Origin of the sequence: Pseudomonas lactucae (assembly GCF_016937615.1) — a bacterium.
GTDB lineage: Bacteria > Pseudomonadota > Gammaproteobacteria > Pseudomonadales > Pseudomonadaceae > Aquipseudomonas > Aquipseudomonas lactucae.
On record NZ_JAFHKI010000115.1, the window covers coordinates 1 to 18,579 of the forward strand.

Consider the following 18,579-nt stretch of genomic DNA (forward strand, 5'->3'; position numbering starts at 1 on the left):
CAAAGCAAATGTGGGAGGGCTTGCTCCGATAGCCTTACCTAGCAGCTATCGGGAGCAAGCCCCCTCCCACATGAGTACCGCTGCGACGTTAGAGACCGTAGCTCATCAGGCGCTCGTAACGACGGGCCAGCAACGCTTCGTTATCCAGCTTTTTGAGCATCGCCAGTTGCGAACCCAACTCGGCACGGATGGTCGCGGCAGCAGCAGCCGGGTCGCGGTGCGCGCCGCCCAGTGGCTCGGCGATCACTTTGTCGACGATTCCCAGGCCTTTGAGGCGATCTGCGGTGATGCCCATGGCTTCGGCAGCGTCCGGCGCCTTTTCGGCGGTTTTCCACAGGATCGAGGCGCAACCTTCCGGCGAGATCACCGCGTAGGTCGAATATTGCAGCATGTTCAGTTGGTCGCAGACGCCAATGGCCAATGCACCGCCGGAACCACCCTCACCAATCACAGTGGCGATGATCGGAGTCTTCAGGCGGGACATGACACGCAGGTTCCAGGCAATCGCTTCGCTCTGGTTGCGCTCTTCGGCGTCGATGCCTGGGTAAGCACCCGGTGTGTCGATGAAAGTCAGGATCGGCATCTTGAAGCGTTCGGCCATTTCCATCAGGCGGCACGCCTTACGGTAGCCTTCAGGGCGCGGCATACCGAAGTTGCGACGTACTTTTTCGCGTACTTCACGGCCTTTCTGATGACCGATCACCATCACCGGCTGGTCGTCCAGGCGAGCAATACCGCCGACGATGGCCGCGTCGTCCGAGAAGTGGCGGTCGCCATGCAGCTCGTCAAACTCGGTAAAGATATGCTGGATGTAGTCCAGGGTGTACGGACGGCGCGGATGGCGAGCCAGACGCGCGATCTGCCAGCTGGTCAGCTTGCCGAAGATGTCCTCGGTGAGCGTGCTGCTCTTGTCTTGCAGGCGAGCGATCTCATCGCCGATATTCAGCGAATTGTCATTGCCGACCAGGCGCAGTTCTTCGATCTTGGCTTGCAGGTCAGCGATCGGCTGTTCGAAATCAAGAAAATTCGGGTTCATAAGCGTCCGTCTTGGGTCGACGGCCAGGGTGAGCCTGGCCAGCCGGTTGTCTATTCGCGCCCTACCTTAAGGGAGAGGCGCGTTTAGGTCGAGATTAAATGTTCAGTCAAGATCAGGCGAAATGCTATCGCGAGACCGTCAACGGTATTGGAGGAAGACGTTGTCACGGCCGAACTGGTCACGCAATGCTTGAATCAAGCCATCCGCCGGATCAATTCGCCAGGTCTCGCCGAACTGCAACATCGCCTTGGCGTCGTTGCCGGTGTACTCCATGGTCACCGGGCACGCACCACGGTGACGCTTGAGCAGGTCACCCAACCAGCGTAGCTGATCGCCCTTGAGCGCTTCGGTTTTCACCTTCAAGCGCAGGCTCTCGGCCAGGTTGGTGCGCGCATCTTCCATGCTCATCACCCGCTTGATGCGCAGGCGCAGGCCGCCGGAGAAGTCATCATTACTGACCTCGCCTTCCACCACCACCATGGCATCGGTCTGCAACAGCGACTGCGCCGAATGGAAGGCGTCGGCAAACAGCGACGCCTCGATGCGGCCCGAACGGTCGTCAAGGGTGATGAAACCCATCTTGTCGCCTTTTTTGTTCTTCATCACCCGCAGGGCGATGATCATGCCGGCGACGGTTTGAGTGTCGCGCGCAGGCTTGAGGTCGATGATGCGCTGACGGGCGAAACGGCGGATCTCGCCTTCGTACTCGTCAATCGGGTGCCCGGTGAGGTACAGACCCAAGGTATCTTTCTCACCCTTGAGACGCTCCTTGAGGGTCAGATCCTTAGCCTTGCGGTGGTTGGCGTACACATCCGCGTCTTCTTCGACGAACAGCCCGCCAAACAGGTCGGCGTGACCGCTGTCATGGGTGCGGGCGGTTTGTTCGGCGGCCTTGATCGCCTCTTCCATGGCGGTGAGCAGCACCGCGCGGTTGCGGTCGATATTCGCTTGATACGCCTTCGGCTCGTCATGAAAATATGGGCCAAGACGGTCCAACGCGCCGCTGCGGATCAAGCCATCGAGGGTTCGCTTGTTGATACGTTTAAGGTCAACCCGCGCGCAGAAGTCGAACAGGTCCTTGAACGGTCCGTCCTGACGCGCTTCGGTGATCGCCTCCACCGGGCCTTCGCCCACGCCCTTGATCGCGCCCAGGCCATAGATGATGCGACCTTCGTCGTTCACCGTGAACTTGAACTCCGAGGCGTTCACGTCCGGCGCGTCGAGGCGCAGTTTCATGGTGCGCACTTCTTCGATCAAGGTCACGACCTTGTCGGTGTTGTGCATATCCGCCGAGAGTACCGCCGCCATGAACGGCGCCGGGTAGTGGGCCTTCAGCCAGGCGGTCTGGTACGACACCAGGCCGTAGGCGGCGGAGTGGGATTTGTTGAAGCCATAACCGGCGAATTTCTCCACCAGGTCGAAAATGTTGCCGGCCAGGTCGGCATCGATATTGTTGGTGGCACACCCTTCAATGAAACCGCCGCGCTGCTTGGCCATTTCCTCGGGTTTCTTCTTACCCATGGCTCGACGCAGCATGTCCGCGCCGCCGAGAGTATAACCCGCCATTACCTGGGCGATCTGCATCACCTGTTCCTGATACAGGATGATGCCGTAGGTCGGCGCCAGTACCGGCTTGAGGCCTTCGTACTGGTAGTCGGAGTGCGGGTACGCCAGTTCGGCGCGGCCGTGCTTACGGTTGATAAAGTCATCAACCATGCCTGATTGCAGCGGGCCCGGACGGAACAGGGCCACCAGTGCGATCAAGTCTTCCAGGCAGTCGGGCTTGAGCTTTTTGATCAGCTCTTTCATGCCGCGCGACTCAAGCTGGAACACCGCCGTGGTTTCAGCCTTTTGCAGCAGGCTGTAGGTCGGTTTGTCGTCCAGCGGAATAAACGCGATATCCAGCGGCGCCTCGCCAACCTTGGCACGGTCGCGGTTGATGGTCTTGAGCGCCCAGTCGATGATCGTCAGGGTCCGCAGGCCCAGGAAGTCGAACTTCACCAGGCCGGCCGCCTCCACGTCGTCCTTGTCGAACTGGGTGACCAGGCCGTCGCCTTCTTCATCGCAATAGATCGGCGAGAAGTCAGTGAGCTTGGTCGGCGCGATCACCACGCCACCGGCGTGTTTACCGACGTTACGCACTACGCCTTCGAGCTTGCGCGCCATTTCCCAGATTTCGGCGGCTTCCTCATCGACCTTGATGAAGTCGCGCAGGATTTCTTCCTGCTCGTAGGCCTTTTCGAGGGTCATGCCGACTTCGAACGGGATCATCTTCGACAGGCGATCCGCCAGGCCGTAGGACTTGCCCTGCACCCGCGCCACGTCGCGGATTACCGCTTTTGCGGCCATGGAACCGAACGTGATGATCTGGCTGACCGCGTTGCGACCATATTTCTCGGCCACGTATTCGATCACACGGTCGCGACCGTCCATGCAGAAGTCGACGTCAAAGTCGGGCATGGAGACCCGTTCCGGGTTCAGGAACCGTTCGAACAGCAGGTCATATTCCAGCGGGTCAAGGTCGGTGATCTTCTGCACATAGGCCACCAGCGAGCCGGCACCTGACCCACGGCCCGGGCCGACCGGCACACCGTTGCTTTTGGCCCACTGGATAAAGTCCATCACGATCAGGAAGTAACCGGGGAAGCCCATCTGGATGATGATATCCAGCTCGAAGTTCAGCCGGTCGACGTAGACCTGGCGCTTGGCCTCGTAATCTTCGGTGGTGTCCTTGGGCAACAGGACCGAGAGACGCTCTTCCAGGCCGTCAAACGACACCTTGCGGAAATACTCGTCGATGGTCATGCCATCGGGGATCGGGAAGTTGGGCAGGAAGTGTTTGCCCAGCTTCACTTCAATGTTGCAGCGCTTGGCGATTTCGACGGAGTTTTCCAGGGCCTCGGGCAGGTCGCTGAACAACTCTGCCATTTCCTCAGCGCTTTTGAGGTACTGCTCTTCGCTGTAATTCTTGGAGCGACGCGGGTCATCCAGGGCACGGCCTTCACCGATGCACACGCGGGTTTCGTGGGCTTCGAAATCTTCCTTCTTGATAAAGCGCACATCGTTGGTCGCGACCAGCGGCGCGCCCAGTTTGTCGGCCAGGGCCACGGCGGCGTGCAGGTGCTCTTCATCATTGGGGCGGTTGGTGCGTTGCACTTCCAGGTAGAAACGGTCGGGAAAGACCTGCATCCACTCCTTCGCGAGCACTTCGGCTTCCTGAGGGTTGCCGCCCAGCAACGCGAGACCGACCTCGCCCTCTTTGGCGGCCGACAGCATGATCAGGCCTTCGCTGGCCTCGGCAACCCATTCGCGCTCGATGATGACCGAACCGTTGCGCTGACCATCGATAAAGCCACGGGAAATCAGCTCGGTGAGGTTGCGATAGCCCACACCGTTCATCGCCAGCAGGCTGATGCGGCTCAAGGCATTATCCGGGTCTTTGTTGGACAGCCACAGGTCGGCGCCGCAGATCGGCTTGATACCGGCGCCCATGGCATTCTTGTAGAACTTGACCAGGGAACACATGTTGTTCTGATCGGTCACCGCGACCGCAGGCATGTTCATGCCCACCAGGGTTTTAACCAACGGTTTGATCCGTACCAGGCCGTCGACCAGGGAGTACTCAGTGTGCAGGCGCAGGTGAACGAATGAAGCCGGCATAGTGATCCTGTCTTTATACGTGGAAACAACAAGGCCCGGATTGTACCGGGCCTTGGCAAAAACATCAGCCTCGCGACTAAACCTCGCTGAGGTTCTCGCGCAGCTCATAAGCCTGGCGCACCGGAGCAAAGGAGCGCCGGTGGATAGGCGTGGGGCCAAGGCGGGCCAGGGCTTCCAGATGAACGGGCGTTGGGTAGCCTTTGTGGCCGCCGATGCCGTAGCCGGGGTAGATCAACTCGAACGCGGCCATTTCACGGTCACGGCTGACCTTGGCCAGAATCGATGCGGCCGCGATGGCTGGAACCTTGCTATCACCCTTGACCACCGCCTCGGATGGCATGGCCAGTTTCGGGCAACGGTTGCCGTCGATCATCGCCATTTTTGGCGTGATATGCAGGCCTTCCACGGCGCGCTGCATGGCGAGCATGGTGGCGTGGAGGATATTCAATTGGTCGATTTCTTCGACTTCGGCCCGGGCGATGTGCCAGCTCAGGGCTTTTTCACAGATCTCGTCGTAGAGCTTTTCGCGGCGCGCTTCGGTGAGTTTTTTCGAATCGTTGAGGCCGAGGATCGGACGGTTCGGGTCGAGGATCACCGCCGCTGTGACGACGGCGCCGCACAAAGGCCCGCGCCCGACCTCATCAACACCGGCCACCAGTTCGTGGGCTTGGGCAACCAGGCTGAAATCCAGGCCCATTTGCATCTTCATAAGGCTTCCTGTTTGTTGCCGATCAAGGTCAACACGGCGTCCGCCGCCTGATTCGAGGCATCACGGCGCAGGGTGCGATGAATCTCGTCAAATCCACGGGTCTGCTCTTCGCCGCCGTCGATCAACGGGAGCAGGGTCTGTGCAAGGGCGTCTGGCGTTGCATCGTCCTGTAATAACTCCGGCACCAACAGGCGCTGAGCCAGCAAATTGGGCAGGGAGATGTACGGGCTCTTGACCATGCGTTTGAGGATCCAGAACGTCAATGGCGCCAGGCGATAGGCCACGACCATCGGGCGCTTGTACAGCAACGCCTCCAGGGTCGCGGTACCGGAGGCGATCAACACCGCATCACAGGCCGCCAGGGCCAGGTGCGACTGGCCATCGAGCAGCGTCAACGGCAGGTTGCGCCCTTCCAGCAACGTTTCGATCTGCGCACGGCGTTGCGGGCTGGCGCAGGGCAGCACAAAACGCACACCTGGCTTCAGGGCCTGCAGGCGCTCGGCAGCATCAAAAAACACGCTGGCCAAACGGCCGACTTCACCGCCGCGACTGCCCGGCATCAATGCGACGAGCGGACCGTCGGGTAAGCCGAGTTCGGCACGCGCGCTGCGCGGTCTGCCTGCAAAGGTATGGTGTCGGCCAAGGTATGCCCGACAAACCGCACCGGCACGCCCTTCTCTTCGTAGAATCGGGCCTCGAAGGGCAGCAACGTCAGCATCAGGTCACAGCCTTCGCGGATCTTCAGCACACGCTTCTGCCGCCAGGCCCACACAGAGGGACTGACGTAGTGCACGGTCTTGATCCCGGCCTGACGCAACTTGAGTTCGATATTAAGGGTGAAGTCCGGCGCATCGATTCCGATAAAGACGTCGGGCTTTTCTTCGATCAGCGTCTGGATCAGCAGCTTGCGCCGGCCAGCAGCTCACGCAGCCGACCCAGCACTTCCACCAGGCCCATGACCGACAGGCGTTCCATGGGGAAGTAGGACGTGAGGCCTTCGGCCTGCATCAATGGCCCACCGACACCGATGAATTCCACTGCCGGATGCTGAACCTTGATGGCGCGCATAAGACCCGCGCCGAGAATATCGCCGGAAGCTTCCCCGGCCACCAGTGCAATAAGCAGACTGCCCATGATCAGCGGGTGATGCCGCGAGTCGACGCCTGGATCGAGTCACGGAACACCGCGACTTCCGGGAACAACGCCGCCGACTCGGTCAGTTGGGCCAATGCCTGGTCCACCGTCAGCCCCTGGCGGTACACCACCTTGTAGGCACGGCGCAGCGCATGGATGGCGTCTTCGCTGAACCCGCGACGGCGCATGCCCTCGAAGTTCATGCTGCGAGCCTCAGCAGGGTTGCCGAACACCGTCACAAACGCCGGAACATCCTTGCCGATGGCGGTACCCATGCCGGAAAAGCTGTGGGCGCCGATATGGCAGTACTGATGCACCAGGGTGAAACCGGACAGGATCGCCCAATCATCAACGTGCACATGACCAGCCAACGCCGTGTTGTTGACCAGGATGCAGTGGTTGCCGATCACGCTGTCGTGGCCGATATGGGCATAGGCCATTACCAGGTTGTGATCGCCCAGGGTGGTTTCGGCACGATCCTGCACCGTGCCACGGTGAATGGTCACGCCTTCACGAATGATGTTGTGGTCACCGATTACCAGACGTGTTTCTTCACCCTTGTACTTCATGTCCGGGGTGTCTTCGCCTACCGACGAGAACTGGTAGATACGATTGTGTTTGCCAATGCGGGTCGGACCTTTGAGGATCACATGCGGCCCGATGACAGTCCCCTCGCCGATTTCCACACCTGCGCCGATGATCGACCAAGGGCCGACCTCAACGTCGGCGGCCAGTACGGCCGACGGATCGATGATTGCGCGAGGGTCAATCAAACTCATAGTTTGCGTTCCGCGCAGATGATCTCGGCGGAGCACACAGGCTTGCCATCCACCGAGGCCTGGCACTCGAACTTCCAGATCTGGCGCTTGCAGCTGATGAACTTGGCTTCCAGGATCAACTGGTCACCCGGGGTAACCGGGTTGCGAAAACGCAATTTGTCCGAGCCTACGAAATAGTAAAGCGTGCCATCGGCAGGCTTGAGGTCGAGCATTTTGAAACCAAGGATACCGGCAGCCTGGGCCATTGCTTCGATGATCAATACGCCCGGCATGATTGGATGCGCAGGGAAGTGACCATTGAAGAACGGTTCGTTGATGCTGACATTCTTGTAGGCACGAATGCGCTTTTCCTCGACATTGAGGTCCACTACGCGATCCACCAGCAGGAACGGGTAACGGTGAGGCAGGTATTCGCGAATCTCGTTGATGTCCATCATTTCGGGGGGAAGCCTGTAATAAAGATTGGGGGCGGGCGACTAAACGCACGCCCGCTAGCAAATCAAGGAGGCAAGTCTAGCGGCTGTGCGCACTTGATATGGAAATGGTATCAGCCTTCTGATGAAGCATTACCGCCAGGGGTCACGTCCCCAACACGCTTTTCCAGCTGTTTGAGACGTCTAGCCATGTCGTCGAGCTGCCTCAAACGCGCTGCGCTTTTACGCCATTCAGCCGCAGGCTGCATGGCGGTACCGGAAGAGTAGGCCCCAGGCTCGGTAATCGAGTGAGTAACCATGGTCATGCCGGTGATGAATACGTTGTCGCAAATGTCGATATGCCCCACCAGACCTACGCCACCGGCGAGCATGCAGTGCTTGCCGATTTTGGTGCTGCCGGAAATCCCCACGCACGCCGCCATGGCGGTGTGATCGCCAATCTGAACGTTGTGGGCGATCTGGATCTGGTTGTCGAGTTTCACACCGTTACCGATCACGGTATCGGCCAAGGCCCCGCGGTCGACAGCCGTATTGACACCAATTTCCACGTCATCGCCGATCAATACACCGCCGACCTGGGCAATCTTGTGCCAGACACCTTTGGCATTGGCAAAGCCGAAGCCTTCACCACCGATCACCGCACCGGATTGAATCACCACACGCTCACCGATACGCACATCGTGGTAAAGGGTCACGCGAGGGGCCAACCAACCGTCCGCACCGATTTCGCAGCGCGCACCAATAAAACAATGCGCACCAACCGTTACACCTGCCGCAATGCGCGCGCCACTCTCGATCACCGCAAACGCGCCAATGCTCGCCGCAGGGTCAACGTAGGCATCGTCGGCGATGACCGCCGATGGATGAATACCGCCGGCGGCCTTGGGTTTCGGATCAAACAGGTGCGACACCCGCGCGTACGCCAGGTAGGGGTCAGCCACCACCAGCGCATCCCCGGCAAACCCTTCAGCATCAGCGGCCTTCAGCAATACAGCTGCAGCGTGGCTGTCGGTGAGGTATTTACGGTATTGAGGGTTTGCGAGGAAGCTCAACTGAGCTGGGCCAGCCTCCTGCAAGGTGGCTAGCCCAGTAATTTCCTTCTCCGGGGAGCCACGCAAGGCAGCCCCCAGGAACTCGGCCAACTCGCCGAGCTTGATAGTCGCGGTCATGGCTTACTTCAGCTGGTTCATGCGCTCGATCACCTGACGGGTGATGTCGTATTGAGGCTTGACGTCGATTACTGCGCCACGCTCGAACACCAGGTCAAAGGCGCCTTTCTTGATCACTTCTTCCACGGCGCTGTCGAGCTTAGGCTTGAGCTGCTTGAGCATTTCGCGGTCGGCAACAGCCTTGGCTTCGTTGAGCTCCTTGGACTGGAACTGGTAGTCACGAGCCTTTTGCTTGAATTCAAGCTCCAGGCGCTCGCGCTCGCCTTGCTGCATCTTGTCACCACCGGCTACCAGACGATCCTGGATGCCCTTGGCGCTGCTTTCCAGAGTCTTGAGCTTGGTCAGTTGCGGACCGAATTTTTTCTCGGCGTCCACGGCGTATTTCTTGGCCGCGTCGGACTCCAGCAGGGCCATCTGATAGTTCAGGACGGCGATTTTCATTTCGGCGAAGGCCGGGGTGGTTACCAGCACGGTGGCCAGCAGAACCAATTGAGTCAACTTACGCACAATGCAACTCCTACAGAATCCGTTGTCGTTATCTTGGGTCAGACGCTTAGAACGTCTGGCCGAGGGAGAATTGGAAAATCTGGGTTTCAGCGTTATCCGGTTTCTTGATCGGCATGGCCAGAGCAAAGCTCAACGGGCCCAGCGCAGTCACCCAGGTCACGCCCACGCCCACGGAGCTCGCCAGGTTGCTGAGGCTCACGTCGTTGCACTGGGTCTGGGACTTCACGCCACTTGGGTTGGTGATCTGCTCGCACTTGGAGTCGAACACGTTACCCACATCCCAGAAGACCGAAGTCCGCAGGGAACGCTGATCTTTCACGAATGGCAGCGGGAACAGGATTTCCGCACCACCCTGGATTAACACGTTACCACCGAATGGCAGCGGCTTATTGTCGGTGTCGACATTAGTACCCTGGTTACCGGTCACACCAACACCACGGCTCGGCGTACCACGCGGACCGAGGGTGCTGTCCTTGAAGCCACGTACCGAGTTGAAACCACCCGCGTAGTAGTTCTCATAGAACGGCAGGCCATTGGTCGAACCATAACCGTCGCCATAGCCCAGCTCTGTGTGCAGGCGCATGGTGTAGTTATCGCTCAGTGGCTGGAACAACTGGCCACGGTAGTCGAGCTTGAAGAACGACAGGTCACTGCCCGGCGTGGTGACTTCCGCAGTAAGGCTCTGGGAATGGCCACGGGTTGCCAGTACGCCTTTATTCAGCGTCGACTCGGACCAGCCGGCGGACGCCTTGAAGTTCACGAACTTGTCACCTTCGCGACGGGTAAAATCGAAGATCTCATCCACGGTGTACACACCGGTCTTGATCTCGTCCTGTTGCGCGGTCAGGCCGAATGTCAGGCGCGACGTCTCGCTGATTGGGTAGCCAACGCTGACACCCGCACCGAGGCTGTCGATCGCATAGCTTGCAACGTCGACATCGAGGTCTTTGTAGTCGGTGGTGCGGTAGAAGGCGTTGTAGCCCAGGCTCACACCGTCAGCAGTCCAGTAGGGGTCGGTATAACCGAAGTTATAGCGGCTCTGGTATTCGCTTCGGGTCAGGCCGATGGACACACGGTTACCGGTACCGAGGAAGTTGTTCTGGGTAATGGAACCACCCAGGATCAGACCGGCGCTCTGTGCAAAACCAACGCTGGCGGTGATCGAACCGGAGGCTTGTTCCTCTACGGCGTAGTTAACGTCGACCTGGTCATCCACACCCGGTACGGCCGGGGTTTCGACGTTGACTTCCTTGAAGAAGCCCAGGCGTTCCAGACGGGTCTTGGACTGGTCGATCAGGTAGGTCGAGGCCCAGCCACCTTCCATCTGGCGCATTTCACGACGCAGCACTTCGTCCTCGGACTTGGTGTTGCCACGGAAGTTGATGCGGTTTACGTAGGCACGCTTGCCTGGGTCAACCACGAAGGTGATGTCCACGGTGTGGTCTTCATCGTGCGGCGTCGGTACGCCGTTGACGTTGGCAAAGGTATAGCCTTCGTTACCCAGGCGACGGGTGATCAGCTCGGACGTGGTGGTCATCAGCTTGCGCGAGAACACCTGGTCTTTCTGCACCAGCAACAGGGACTTGACCTGGTCTTCAGGCACTTTCAGGTCGCCACTGAGTTTTACGTCGCGAACCTTGTACTTCTCGCCTTCGTTGACGTTGACGGTGATGTAGACGTGCTTCTTGTCCGGGGTGATGGACACTTGGGTCGAAGCGATATCCATGTTGATATAGCCACGGTCCAGGTAGTACGAGCGCAGGCGCTCCAGGTCACCGGAGAGTTTTTCACGGGCGTACTTGTCGTCGTTCTTGAAGAACGACAGCCAGTTGGTGGTCTTGAGCTCGAACAGGTCGATCAGGTCTTCATCAGCAAACTTGGTGTTGCCCACCACGTTGATGTGCTGAATGGCCGCGACGGTGCCTTCGTTGATGTTGACCTTGAGGCCGACACGGTTACGCGGCTGCGGGACCACTTCGGTCTCCACGGTCGCGGAGTAGCGACCCTGGGCAACGTACTGGCGCTGCAGTTCGTTACGAACACCTTCAAGGGTGGCGCGCTGGAAGATCTCGCCTTCGGCCAGGCCGGATTGCTTGAGGCCCTTCATCAGGTCTTCAGTCGAGATCGCCTTGTTGCCTTCGATCTCGATACTGGCGACGGAAGGTCGCTCGACGACGGTGATGACAAGGACGTTGCCTTCGCGACCCAGTTGGATGTCTTGAAAGAAACCGGTTTTGAACAGCGCACGAGTGGATTCCACCAGGCGACGGTCGTCAGCCTGTTCCCCGACGTTCAACGGCAAGGCACCAAAGACGCTACCCGCGGAAACCCGCTGGAGGCCGTTGACGCGAATATCGGAGATGGTGAAGGACTCGGCGTGAACTTCGGCGATCATCAATACGGTGAGAACCGCAGTTAGCAGCAGACGTTTCATGAAGTCCTTTCTTATTCCAACTGGCAATAAACAAACTGCCGCAAAATGCGGCAGATTCGCAATTCAGCGAAGCGTTACAGTCGACCCAGATCGTTGACCAGGGCTAATAACATCACCCCAACCACCAAACTGATACCGATCTGTATCCCCCAACCCTGCACCCGATCCGACAACGGGCGACCACGCACCCACTCGACCAGATAAAACAACAGATGCCCCCCATCCAATACAGGAATGGGCAACAAATTCAGAACACCCAGGCTGATACTCAGATAAGCCAGGAAATTCAGGAAATCCGCGACACCCGACTGGGCAGAAGCGCCCGCCACTTTAGCAATGGTTATCGGTCCACTCAAGTTTTTTACCGAGAGCTCGCCGAACAACATTTTCTTGAGGGATTCGAGGGTCAGCACACTCATGGTCCAAGTGCGTTTTGCACCCTCGCCAATTGCCGCCAACGGCCCGAAACTGACCTCACGCACCATCGAGGGTGGCCATTCCGGACTTTTGACCCCGGCACCCAGGTAACCCCCGGCCGCCTTGGCTTCCCCGCGAACAGCCAGGGTCACCGGGACGTCGAGCTGAGCACCGTCACGTTCAATTTTCAACACAATTTTGGTATCAGGGCGCACACGCACCAGATCGACCACTTGCTGCCAGTCACCCAGCGCCTGGCCATCCAAGGCCAGCAGGCGATCGCCGGTTTTCAGACCTGCGGCCTGCGCCGGCCCCTTCGGATCCAGCTCGGCGAGGACCGGTGGCAATGCTGGGCGCCAAGGGCGAATCCCCAGAGACTTGATCGGATCAGGCTCATCGGCACCTTTGAGCCAATGGTCAAGGACCAACGCGCGCAGGGTTTCGGCACTGGAATCCTGCTCACGCACCACGACATTGACGGTGCCGCTTTCACCCAGACGACGCACCAACTGCAGATTGACCGCGCCCCAGCCCGTGGTGGCTTCGCCATCAATGGAAACAATTTCCTGGCCAGCAACCAGGCCGGCCTTCGACGCGATACTGTCCGCCTCGACGGCACCGATGACCGGACGCACCTGCTGGCTGCCCAGCATGGCCAGCACCCAGAAAAACAGCATCGCCAACAGGAAGTTGGCAATCGGGCCGGCGGCGACGATAGCGATACGCTGACGAACGGTCTTGCGATTGAAGGATTGGTCCAACTGATCAGCCGGCACCTCGCCTTCGCGCTCATCGAGCATCTTGACGTAGCCGCCCAACGGGATAGCCGCAATCACGAACTCGGTGCCACGACGGTCGTGCCAGCGAAGCAGCGGCATGCCGAAACCAACGGAAAAGCGCAGTACCTTGACGCCGCAACGACGCGCCACCCAGAAGTGGCCGAATTCGTGGAAGGTAACCAGCACACCCAGAGCAACCAGGGTGCCGACAATCATGTAAAGCGCACTCATCTAATTTCTCCGCATTCCAAACCATTGCCCGAAGGCTCAAACGCTCACAGACTAACGCGCGTTGCGGCTCAGCCAGTCTCTGGCCAACGCCCGGGCCTGGGTGTCCGCCTCGAATACCGCATCCAGATCATTCACAGCCACCACGGGCTCAATGCTCAGGACGTCCTCGATGATACTCGCGATCTGCGGAAAGCGGATGCGCCGTTCGAGAAACGCCGCCACCGCCACTTCGTTGGCCGCATTGAGCATCGCCGGCGCACTGTTACCCGCCTGCGCAGCCTCTTTGGCCAAGCGCAGACAAGGAAAACGCTGCTCGTCCGGCGCCTGGAAATCCAGACGCGCAATGGCAAACAGGTCCAATGGTGCCACACCCGAATCAATCCGCTCCGGCCAGGCCAGCGCGTTGGCGATCGGCGTGCGCATATCGGGATTGCCCAACTGAGCCAATACCGAACCGTCCACGTAGTCGACCAGGGAATGAATCACACTTTGTGGGTGTATCACCACTTCGACCTGGTCAGGTCGCGCATCGAACAGCCAGCACGCCTCGATCAGCTCCAGGCCCTTGTTCATCATGCTGGCCGAATCGACCGAGATTTTGCGGCCCATGGACCAGTTGGGGTGCGCACACGCCTGATCAGGCGACACATGCTCCAACTCCGCCAGCGGGGTTTGGCGAAACGGCCCCCCGGACGCGGTCAGCAGAATTCGACGCACGCCCACCTGGCTCAAGCCGCGCGCGAAGTCTCCGGGCATGCATTGGAAGATGGCGTTATGTTCGCTGTCGAGAGGCAGCAGGACCGCCCCGCTTTTGCGCACAGCCTGCATAAACAGCGCACCGCTCATCACCAGGGCTTCTTTGTTGGCCAGCAGGATTTTTTTGCCCGCATCGACGGCGGCCAGGGTCGGGCGCAGGCCGGCTGCGCCGACGATTGCGGCGACCACCGTATCCACCTCGGCGTCGGCCGACACTTGGCACAATCCCTCCTCCCCGACCAACACCCGCGTGGCAAGCCCGGCAGCCCGCAGGTCGTCCTGCAGCCCTCGCGCCGCAGCCTCTTGAGGCACAACCGCAAAGCGCGGCGTATGCCGCACGCACAGCGCCAGCAACTCGCTCAGGCGAGTGAAGCCGGTCAGGGCAAACACTTGGTAGCGATCAGGATGTCGAGCGATCACATCCAGGGTGCTCAGCCCTACCGAGCCGGTCGCACCCAATACCGTCACCTGTTGCAGGCGGCTCACGAAGCGGACATCCATAACAGGACGGCGAAGATTGGAATGGCAGCGGTGAGGCTATCGATACGGTCCAGCACTCCACCGTGACCCGGCAGCAGGTTGCTGCTGTCCTTGATCCCGGCCTGGCGCTTGAACATGCTTTCGGTGAGGTCACCCACGACCGAGATGAAGACGACGATGGCCGTGCCCACCAATGCCAGGAAAATTTCCTTTACCGACCAACCACGCACTACACCCACCACCAGGGTGATCAGCAAGGTCAAGGCGAGACCACCATACACGCCCTCCCAGCTTTTACCGGGACTGACCGCCGGCGCCAGCTTGCGCTTGCCGAATGCCGACCAGAAAAATAGGCCCCGATATCAGCGCCCCACACCAGCACCATCACGGCCATGATCAGCCAGTTGCCCATCGGTGAATTCTTGATTTCTACCAACCCTTGCCAGGCGGGTAACAGAATCAACAAACCGATCACCAACTTGCTGGCCACACTGGACCATTGCCCGCTGGTGCGCGGGTACGTCAACACCAGGCAGGTCGCAAGCGCCCACCACAACACCGCAGCGCCCAACACCCAAGGCACGACGATGCTCGACAGGGTATACATCAGGAACAGCAACACAGCCACGACCGCGGCATAGGCTATACGCGGCAACTGCGCAGCGAAACCGGCAAGACGCGCCCATTCCCAGGCACCCAGGGTGACAACCAGGCCGATAAACAGCGCAAAGCCGGAACCCTCGAGCAGGAAAAACCCACACAAGGCAATCGGCAACAGGATCAGTGCGGTGATGATTCGTTGTTTAAGCATTTAAACCCGGGCTCCAGCTTCGATCTGCTCGCTCGTTTTTCCGAAACGACGCTGACGGGAAGCGAAATCAGCCAGCGCAGTGCGCATGGCATCGTGTTTGAAGTCCGGCCAGAACAGGTCGGAGAAGTACAGCTCGGTGTAGGCCAGCTGCCACAAGAGAAAATTGCTGATGCGATGTTCACCACCGGTGCGGATACATAAGTCCGGCAACGGCAGGTCGCCGGTCACCAGACAGGTCTGCAACAGTTCGGGCGTGATGTCGTCAGGGCGCAGATGACCGGCCTGCACTTCGCGGGCCAGGCGCTGCGCAGCCTGGGCGATATCCCACTGGCCGCCGTAGTTGGCCGCGATCTGCAACACAAAACGGTCGGCGCCGGCCGTAATGGCCTCGGCTTCACGCATGGCCGCCTGCAACTCCGGATGGAACCGCGAGCGATCACCGATGATGCGCAGACTGATCTTGTTGTCGTTCAGGCGCTTGGCCTCACGACGCAGCGCCTTGAAGAACAGATCCATCAAGGCCGTGACTTCGTCGGCCGGCCGTTGCCAGTTCTCACTGGAGAACGCAAACAGGGTCAGCACCTCGACCTTGGCCTCGGCGCACACCTCGATCACCGCCCGTACCGCATCGACACCCGCTTTATGCCCGGCGACACCCGGCATAAAGCGTTTTTTCGCCCAGCGATTATTCCCATCCATGATGATCGCGACATGGCGCGGCACCACTGAGGGCACAGTCTGCTTGGTCTTGTCCATGAAGGTGTCCTGACTCCTTATACGGCCATCAGGTCCTTTTCTTTTTCTTCCGTGGCCTTGGTGATCTGGGCCTCGGCGTCCTTGGTCAGCTTATCGATATCGGCCACGGCACGACGCTCTTCGTCTTCACTGATTTCCTTGTCCTTGACCAGCTTCTTCAGGTCACCCAATGCATCGCGACGGATGTTACGCACGGCAACACGCGCATCTTCCGCTGCACTGCGCGCCTGCTTGGTGAAGCCCTTGCGGGTTTCTTCGGTCAAGGCCGGCATGGAAATCAGCAGCAATTCGCCCAGGTTGGTCGGATTGAGGTTCAAGCCGGCGCTCTGAATGGCTTTGTCGACAGCGGCGAGCATGTTGCGCTCAAAGGCCACGACCTGCAGGGTGCGCGAATCCTTAACGGTCACGTTGGCCACGCCGCTCAGTGGAGTGTCGGTGCCGTAGTAAGGCACCATCACGCTGCCCAGGATGCTTGGGTGCGCCTTGCCGGTACGAATCTGGCCGAATGCGTGGCTCAGAGACTCCAGGGATTTCTGCATACGCGCTTGGGCGTCTTTCTTGATGTCATTGATCATTGTTGGCCTTCCTCGATCAGAGTCCCTTCCGCGCCGCCATGTACGATATTCAGCAGGGCGCCGGGCTTGTTCATGTTAAATACGCGCAGCGGCATCTTGTGGTCGCGGCACAGGCAAATAGCCGTCAGGTCCATGACCCCCAGCTTGCGATCCAGCACTTCATCGTAAGTCAGATGATCGAACTTCTCGGCATGCGGGTCTTTGAATGGGTCTGCGGTGTACACACCATCCACCTTGGTCGCCTTGAGCACCACGTCGGCATCGATTTCGATGGCACGCAGACACGCGGCGGAGTCAGTGGTGAAGAACGGGTTGCCGGTGCCGGCGGCGAAGATCACCACCTCTTTGGCGTTCAAGTGGCGCATGGCTTTGCGGCGATCATAGTGATCGGTCACGCCGACCATGGAAATAGCCGACATCACGATAGCCGAGATATTGGCACGCTCCAGGGCGTCGCGCATCGCCAAAGCGTTCATCACAGTGGCCAGCATGCCCATGTGGTCGCCGGTGACCCGATCCATGCCGGCCGCACTCAGTGCCGCGCCGCGGAACAGGTTGCCGCCACCGATCACCAGGCCGACTTGTACGCCGATACCGACCAACTGGCCGACTTCCAGCGCCATGCGGTCGAGCACCTTGGGATCGATCCCGAACTCTTCCGAGCCCATCAGAGCCTCGCCGCTGAGCTTGAGTAGAATGCGTTTATAGCGAGCCTGATAACCACTGCCCTGCTGAGCCATTGCGAATCTCTCCTGCGGCGTATTTTAAAAATTCTTGGCGAGCCGTTTACGGCTTGCGTTCACTCTAGCTGGACGCTATCACAGCGCCATCGGAACACGGCTTTGTAAGCCAGTTCCGAAGGGAATCCAAATAAAATCGGCCTTCCCATTTGAAAAGAGGCTGCGCGCGTGAGCGGGCAGCCTCTTTCGGGCGACAGTTGAAAACCGTCTTATTGCTTGGCGGCAGCCAGCTGGGCAGCAACTTCTTCAGCGAAGTTGTCGACCGGCTTCTCGATGCCGTCGCCTACTTTGAAGTAGGTGAAGGAAACGATTTCAGCACCGGCTTTCTTGGCCAGCTCGCCAACCTTGATTTCAGGGTTCTTGACGAACGCCTGCTCAACCAGGCTTGCTTCGGCCAGGAACTTGCTGATACGGCCCTTGACCATGTTCTCAACAATGTTTTCTGGCTTGCCTTTGATTTTTTCTTCGTTCAGCTGCAGGAACACCGCTTTTTCACGCTCGATGGCTTCGGCAGAAACTTCCGAAGGCAGCAGGAACTCAGGGTTGCTGGCCGCTACGTGCATAGCGATGTCCTTGGCCAGTTCAACGTTGCCGCCTTTCAGGACAACTGCAACACCGATCTTGTTGCCGTGCAGGTAACCACCCACCACATCACCTTCAACGCGTACCAGGCGACGGATGTTGACGTTTTCGCCAACCTTGCCGACCAGTACCAGGCGATCAGCTTCTTGAGCGGCGATCAGCGGAGCGGCGTCAGTCAGTTTGTCGGCGAACGCTTTTTCAACGCTGGCAGCAACAAATGCCTTGAAGTCGTCCTGCAGAGCCAGGAAGTCGGTCTGGGAGTTCACTTCCAGCAGAACAGCAGATTTGCCGTCTTCTTTCAGAGCGATAGCGCCTTCAGCAGCCACGTTGCCTGCTTTCTTGGCAGCCTTGATGGCGCCGGAAGCACGCATGTCATCAATGGCTTTTTCGATGTCGCCGTCAGCCTTTTCCAGGGCTTTCTTGCAATCCATCATGCCTTCGCCGGTACGCTCACGCAGTTCTTTAACCAACGCTGCAGTAATTGCTGCCATTTTCAAATTCCTCTTGGATAGGTTTTCAACCATTCCACCCGATCGAACGGGGGATCAATTCTTCCCGAATCTCCGTTGTAGGCTGCTGCACGTTACAGA

14 protein-coding genes and 2 pseudogenes are annotated in these 18,579 nt (G+C 59.1%); all 16 read right to left on the reverse strand.

Annotation, left to right across the window (positions count from 1 at the left end; all coding sequences use genetic code 11):
• Positions 1 to 88 precede the first annotated feature (88 nt).
• Complete coding sequence (locus JWR98_RS20530) at positions 89 to 1,036, reverse strand: acetyl-CoA carboxylase carboxyltransferase subunit alpha (protein WP_003172288.1); 948 nt, start codon at positions 1,034 to 1,036, stop codon at positions 89 to 91.
• A gap of 138 nt (positions 1,037 to 1,174) precedes the next feature.
• A complete protein-coding gene (dnaE, locus tag JWR98_RS20535) occupies positions 1,175 to 4,696 on the reverse strand; it encodes a DNA polymerase III subunit alpha (protein WP_078731879.1) in 3,522 nt (1,173 codons plus the stop codon).
• 76 nt (positions 4,697 to 4,772) lie between these two features.
• On the reverse strand, positions 4,773 to 5,399 hold the full coding sequence (rnhB, locus tag JWR98_RS20540; RefSeq protein WP_179119893.1) for a ribonuclease HII: 627 nt from the start codon (positions 5,397 to 5,399) through the stop codon (positions 4,773 to 4,775).
• Between the two features lie 2 nt (positions 5,400 to 5,401).
• Positions 5,402 to 6,539 (reverse strand): annotated as a pseudogene (lpxB, locus tag JWR98_RS20545) (lipid-A-disaccharide synthase).
• 2 nt (positions 6,540 to 6,541) lie between these two features.
• Positions 6,542 to 7,318 (reverse strand): acyl-ACP--UDP-N-acetylglucosamine O-acyltransferase, encoded by a 777-nt coding sequence (lpxA, locus tag JWR98_RS20550; protein ID WP_003172282.1) that lies wholly within the window; start codon positions 7,316 to 7,318, stop codon positions 6,542 to 6,544.
• Positions 7,315 to 7,755, reverse strand: a complete 441-nt coding sequence (gene fabZ / locus JWR98_RS20555; RefSeq protein WP_003172281.1) for a 3-hydroxyacyl-ACP dehydratase FabZ — start codon at positions 7,753 to 7,755, stop codon at positions 7,315 to 7,317. The genes lpxA and fabZ overlap by 4 nt, the downstream gene beginning before the upstream one ends.
• 110 nt (positions 7,756 to 7,865) lie before the next feature.
• Positions 7,866 to 8,921 (reverse strand): UDP-3-O-(3-hydroxymyristoyl)glucosamine N-acyltransferase, encoded by a 1,056-nt coding sequence (gene lpxD, locus JWR98_RS20560; protein ID WP_078731876.1) that lies wholly within the window; start codon positions 8,919 to 8,921, stop codon positions 7,866 to 7,868.
• A gap of 3 nt (positions 8,922 to 8,924) precedes the next feature.
• Entirely contained in the window at positions 8,925 to 9,428 is a 504-nt protein-coding gene (locus JWR98_RS20565; RefSeq protein ID WP_003172279.1) for an OmpH/Skp family outer membrane protein, read from the reverse strand.
• A 46-nt stretch (positions 9,429 to 9,474) separates the two neighbouring features.
• Positions 9,475 to 11,862, reverse strand: coding sequence for an outer membrane protein assembly factor BamA (gene bamA / locus JWR98_RS20570; RefSeq protein ID WP_078731875.1), 2,388 nt, complete (start codon positions 11,860 to 11,862; stop codon positions 9,475 to 9,477).
• 74 nt (positions 11,863 to 11,936) lie between these two features.
• Positions 11,937 to 13,289: a sigma E protease regulator RseP gene (gene rseP / locus JWR98_RS20575; RefSeq protein WP_205491065.1), complete on the reverse strand. Its 1,353-nt coding sequence runs from the start codon at positions 13,287 to 13,289 to the stop codon at positions 11,937 to 11,939.
• 51 nt (positions 13,290 to 13,340) lie between these two features.
• The gene (ispC, locus tag JWR98_RS20580) at positions 13,341 to 14,531 is read right to left on the reverse strand and encodes a 1-deoxy-D-xylulose-5-phosphate reductoisomerase (protein WP_205491067.1); all 1,191 of its coding nucleotides are present in this window, start codon (positions 14,529 to 14,531) and stop codon (positions 13,341 to 13,343) included.
• Positions 14,528 to 15,336 (reverse strand): annotated as a pseudogene (locus JWR98_RS20585) (phosphatidate cytidylyltransferase). Before JWR98_RS20585 ends, ispC begins: the two are co-directional and overlap by 4 nt.
• Positions 15,337 to 16,092 carry a polyprenyl diphosphate synthase gene (uppS, locus tag JWR98_RS20590; RefSeq protein ID WP_003172274.1) on the reverse strand — a complete coding sequence of 252 codons (756 nt, stop codon included), beginning with the start codon at positions 16,090 to 16,092 and terminating at the stop codon, positions 15,337 to 15,339.
• A gap of 17 nt (positions 16,093 to 16,109) precedes the next feature.
• On the reverse strand, positions 16,110 to 16,667 hold the full coding sequence (gene frr, locus JWR98_RS20595) for a ribosome recycling factor (protein WP_003172273.1): 558 nt from the start codon (positions 16,665 to 16,667) through the stop codon (positions 16,110 to 16,112).
• Positions 16,664 to 17,407 (reverse strand): UMP kinase, encoded by a 744-nt coding sequence (gene pyrH, locus JWR98_RS20600; RefSeq protein WP_003172271.1) that lies wholly within the window; start codon positions 17,405 to 17,407, stop codon positions 16,664 to 16,666. Before pyrH ends, frr begins: the two co-directional genes overlap by 4 nt.
• A gap of 209 nt (positions 17,408 to 17,616) precedes the next feature.
• Positions 17,617 to 18,480 (reverse strand): translation elongation factor Ts, encoded by an 864-nt coding sequence (tsf, locus tag JWR98_RS20605; protein ID WP_003172264.1) that lies wholly within the window; start codon positions 18,478 to 18,480, stop codon positions 17,617 to 17,619.
• Positions 18,481 to 18,579: the final 99 nt, after the last annotated feature.

Coding starts and splice junctions, on each gene's coding strand:
- JWR98_RS20530 (WP_003172288.1), bottom strand. CDS start 1,036: ATGAACCCGAATTTTCTTGATTTCGAACAGCCGATCGCTGACCTGCAA.
- dnaE (WP_078731879.1), bottom strand. CDS start 4,696: ATGCCGGCTTCATTCGTTCACCTGCGCCTGCACACTGAGTACTCCCTG.
- rnhB (WP_179119893.1), bottom strand. CDS start 5,399: ATGCAAATGGGCCTGGATTTCAGCCTGGTTGCCCAAGCCCACGAACTG.
- lpxA (WP_003172282.1), bottom strand. CDS start 7,318: ATGAGTTTGATTGACCCTCGCGCAATCATCGATCCGTCGGCCGTACTG.
- fabZ (WP_003172281.1), bottom strand. CDS start 7,755: ATGATGGACATCAACGAGATTCGCGAATACCTGCCTCACCGTTACCCG.
- lpxD (WP_078731876.1), bottom strand. CDS start 8,921: ATGACCGCGACTATCAAGCTCGGCGAGTTGGCCGAGTTCCTGGGGGCT.
- bamA (WP_078731875.1), bottom strand. CDS start 11,862: ATGAAACGTCTGCTGCTAACTGCGGTTCTCACCGTATTGATGATCGCC.
- rseP (WP_205491065.1), bottom strand. CDS start 13,289: ATGAGTGCGCTTTACATGATTGTCGGCACCCTGGTTGCTCTGGGTGTG.
- uppS (WP_003172274.1), bottom strand. CDS start 16,092: ATGGACAAGACCAAGCAGACTGTGCCCTCAGTGGTGCCGCGCCATGTC.
- frr (WP_003172273.1), bottom strand. CDS start 16,667: ATGATCAATGACATCAAGAAAGACGCCCAAGCGCGTATGCAGAAATCC.
- pyrH (WP_003172271.1), bottom strand. CDS start 17,407: ATGGCTCAGCAGGGCAGTGGTTATCAGGCTCGCTATAAACGCATTCTA.
- tsf (WP_003172264.1), bottom strand. CDS start 18,480: ATGGCAGCAATTACTGCAGCGTTGGTTAAAGAACTGCGTGAGCGTACC.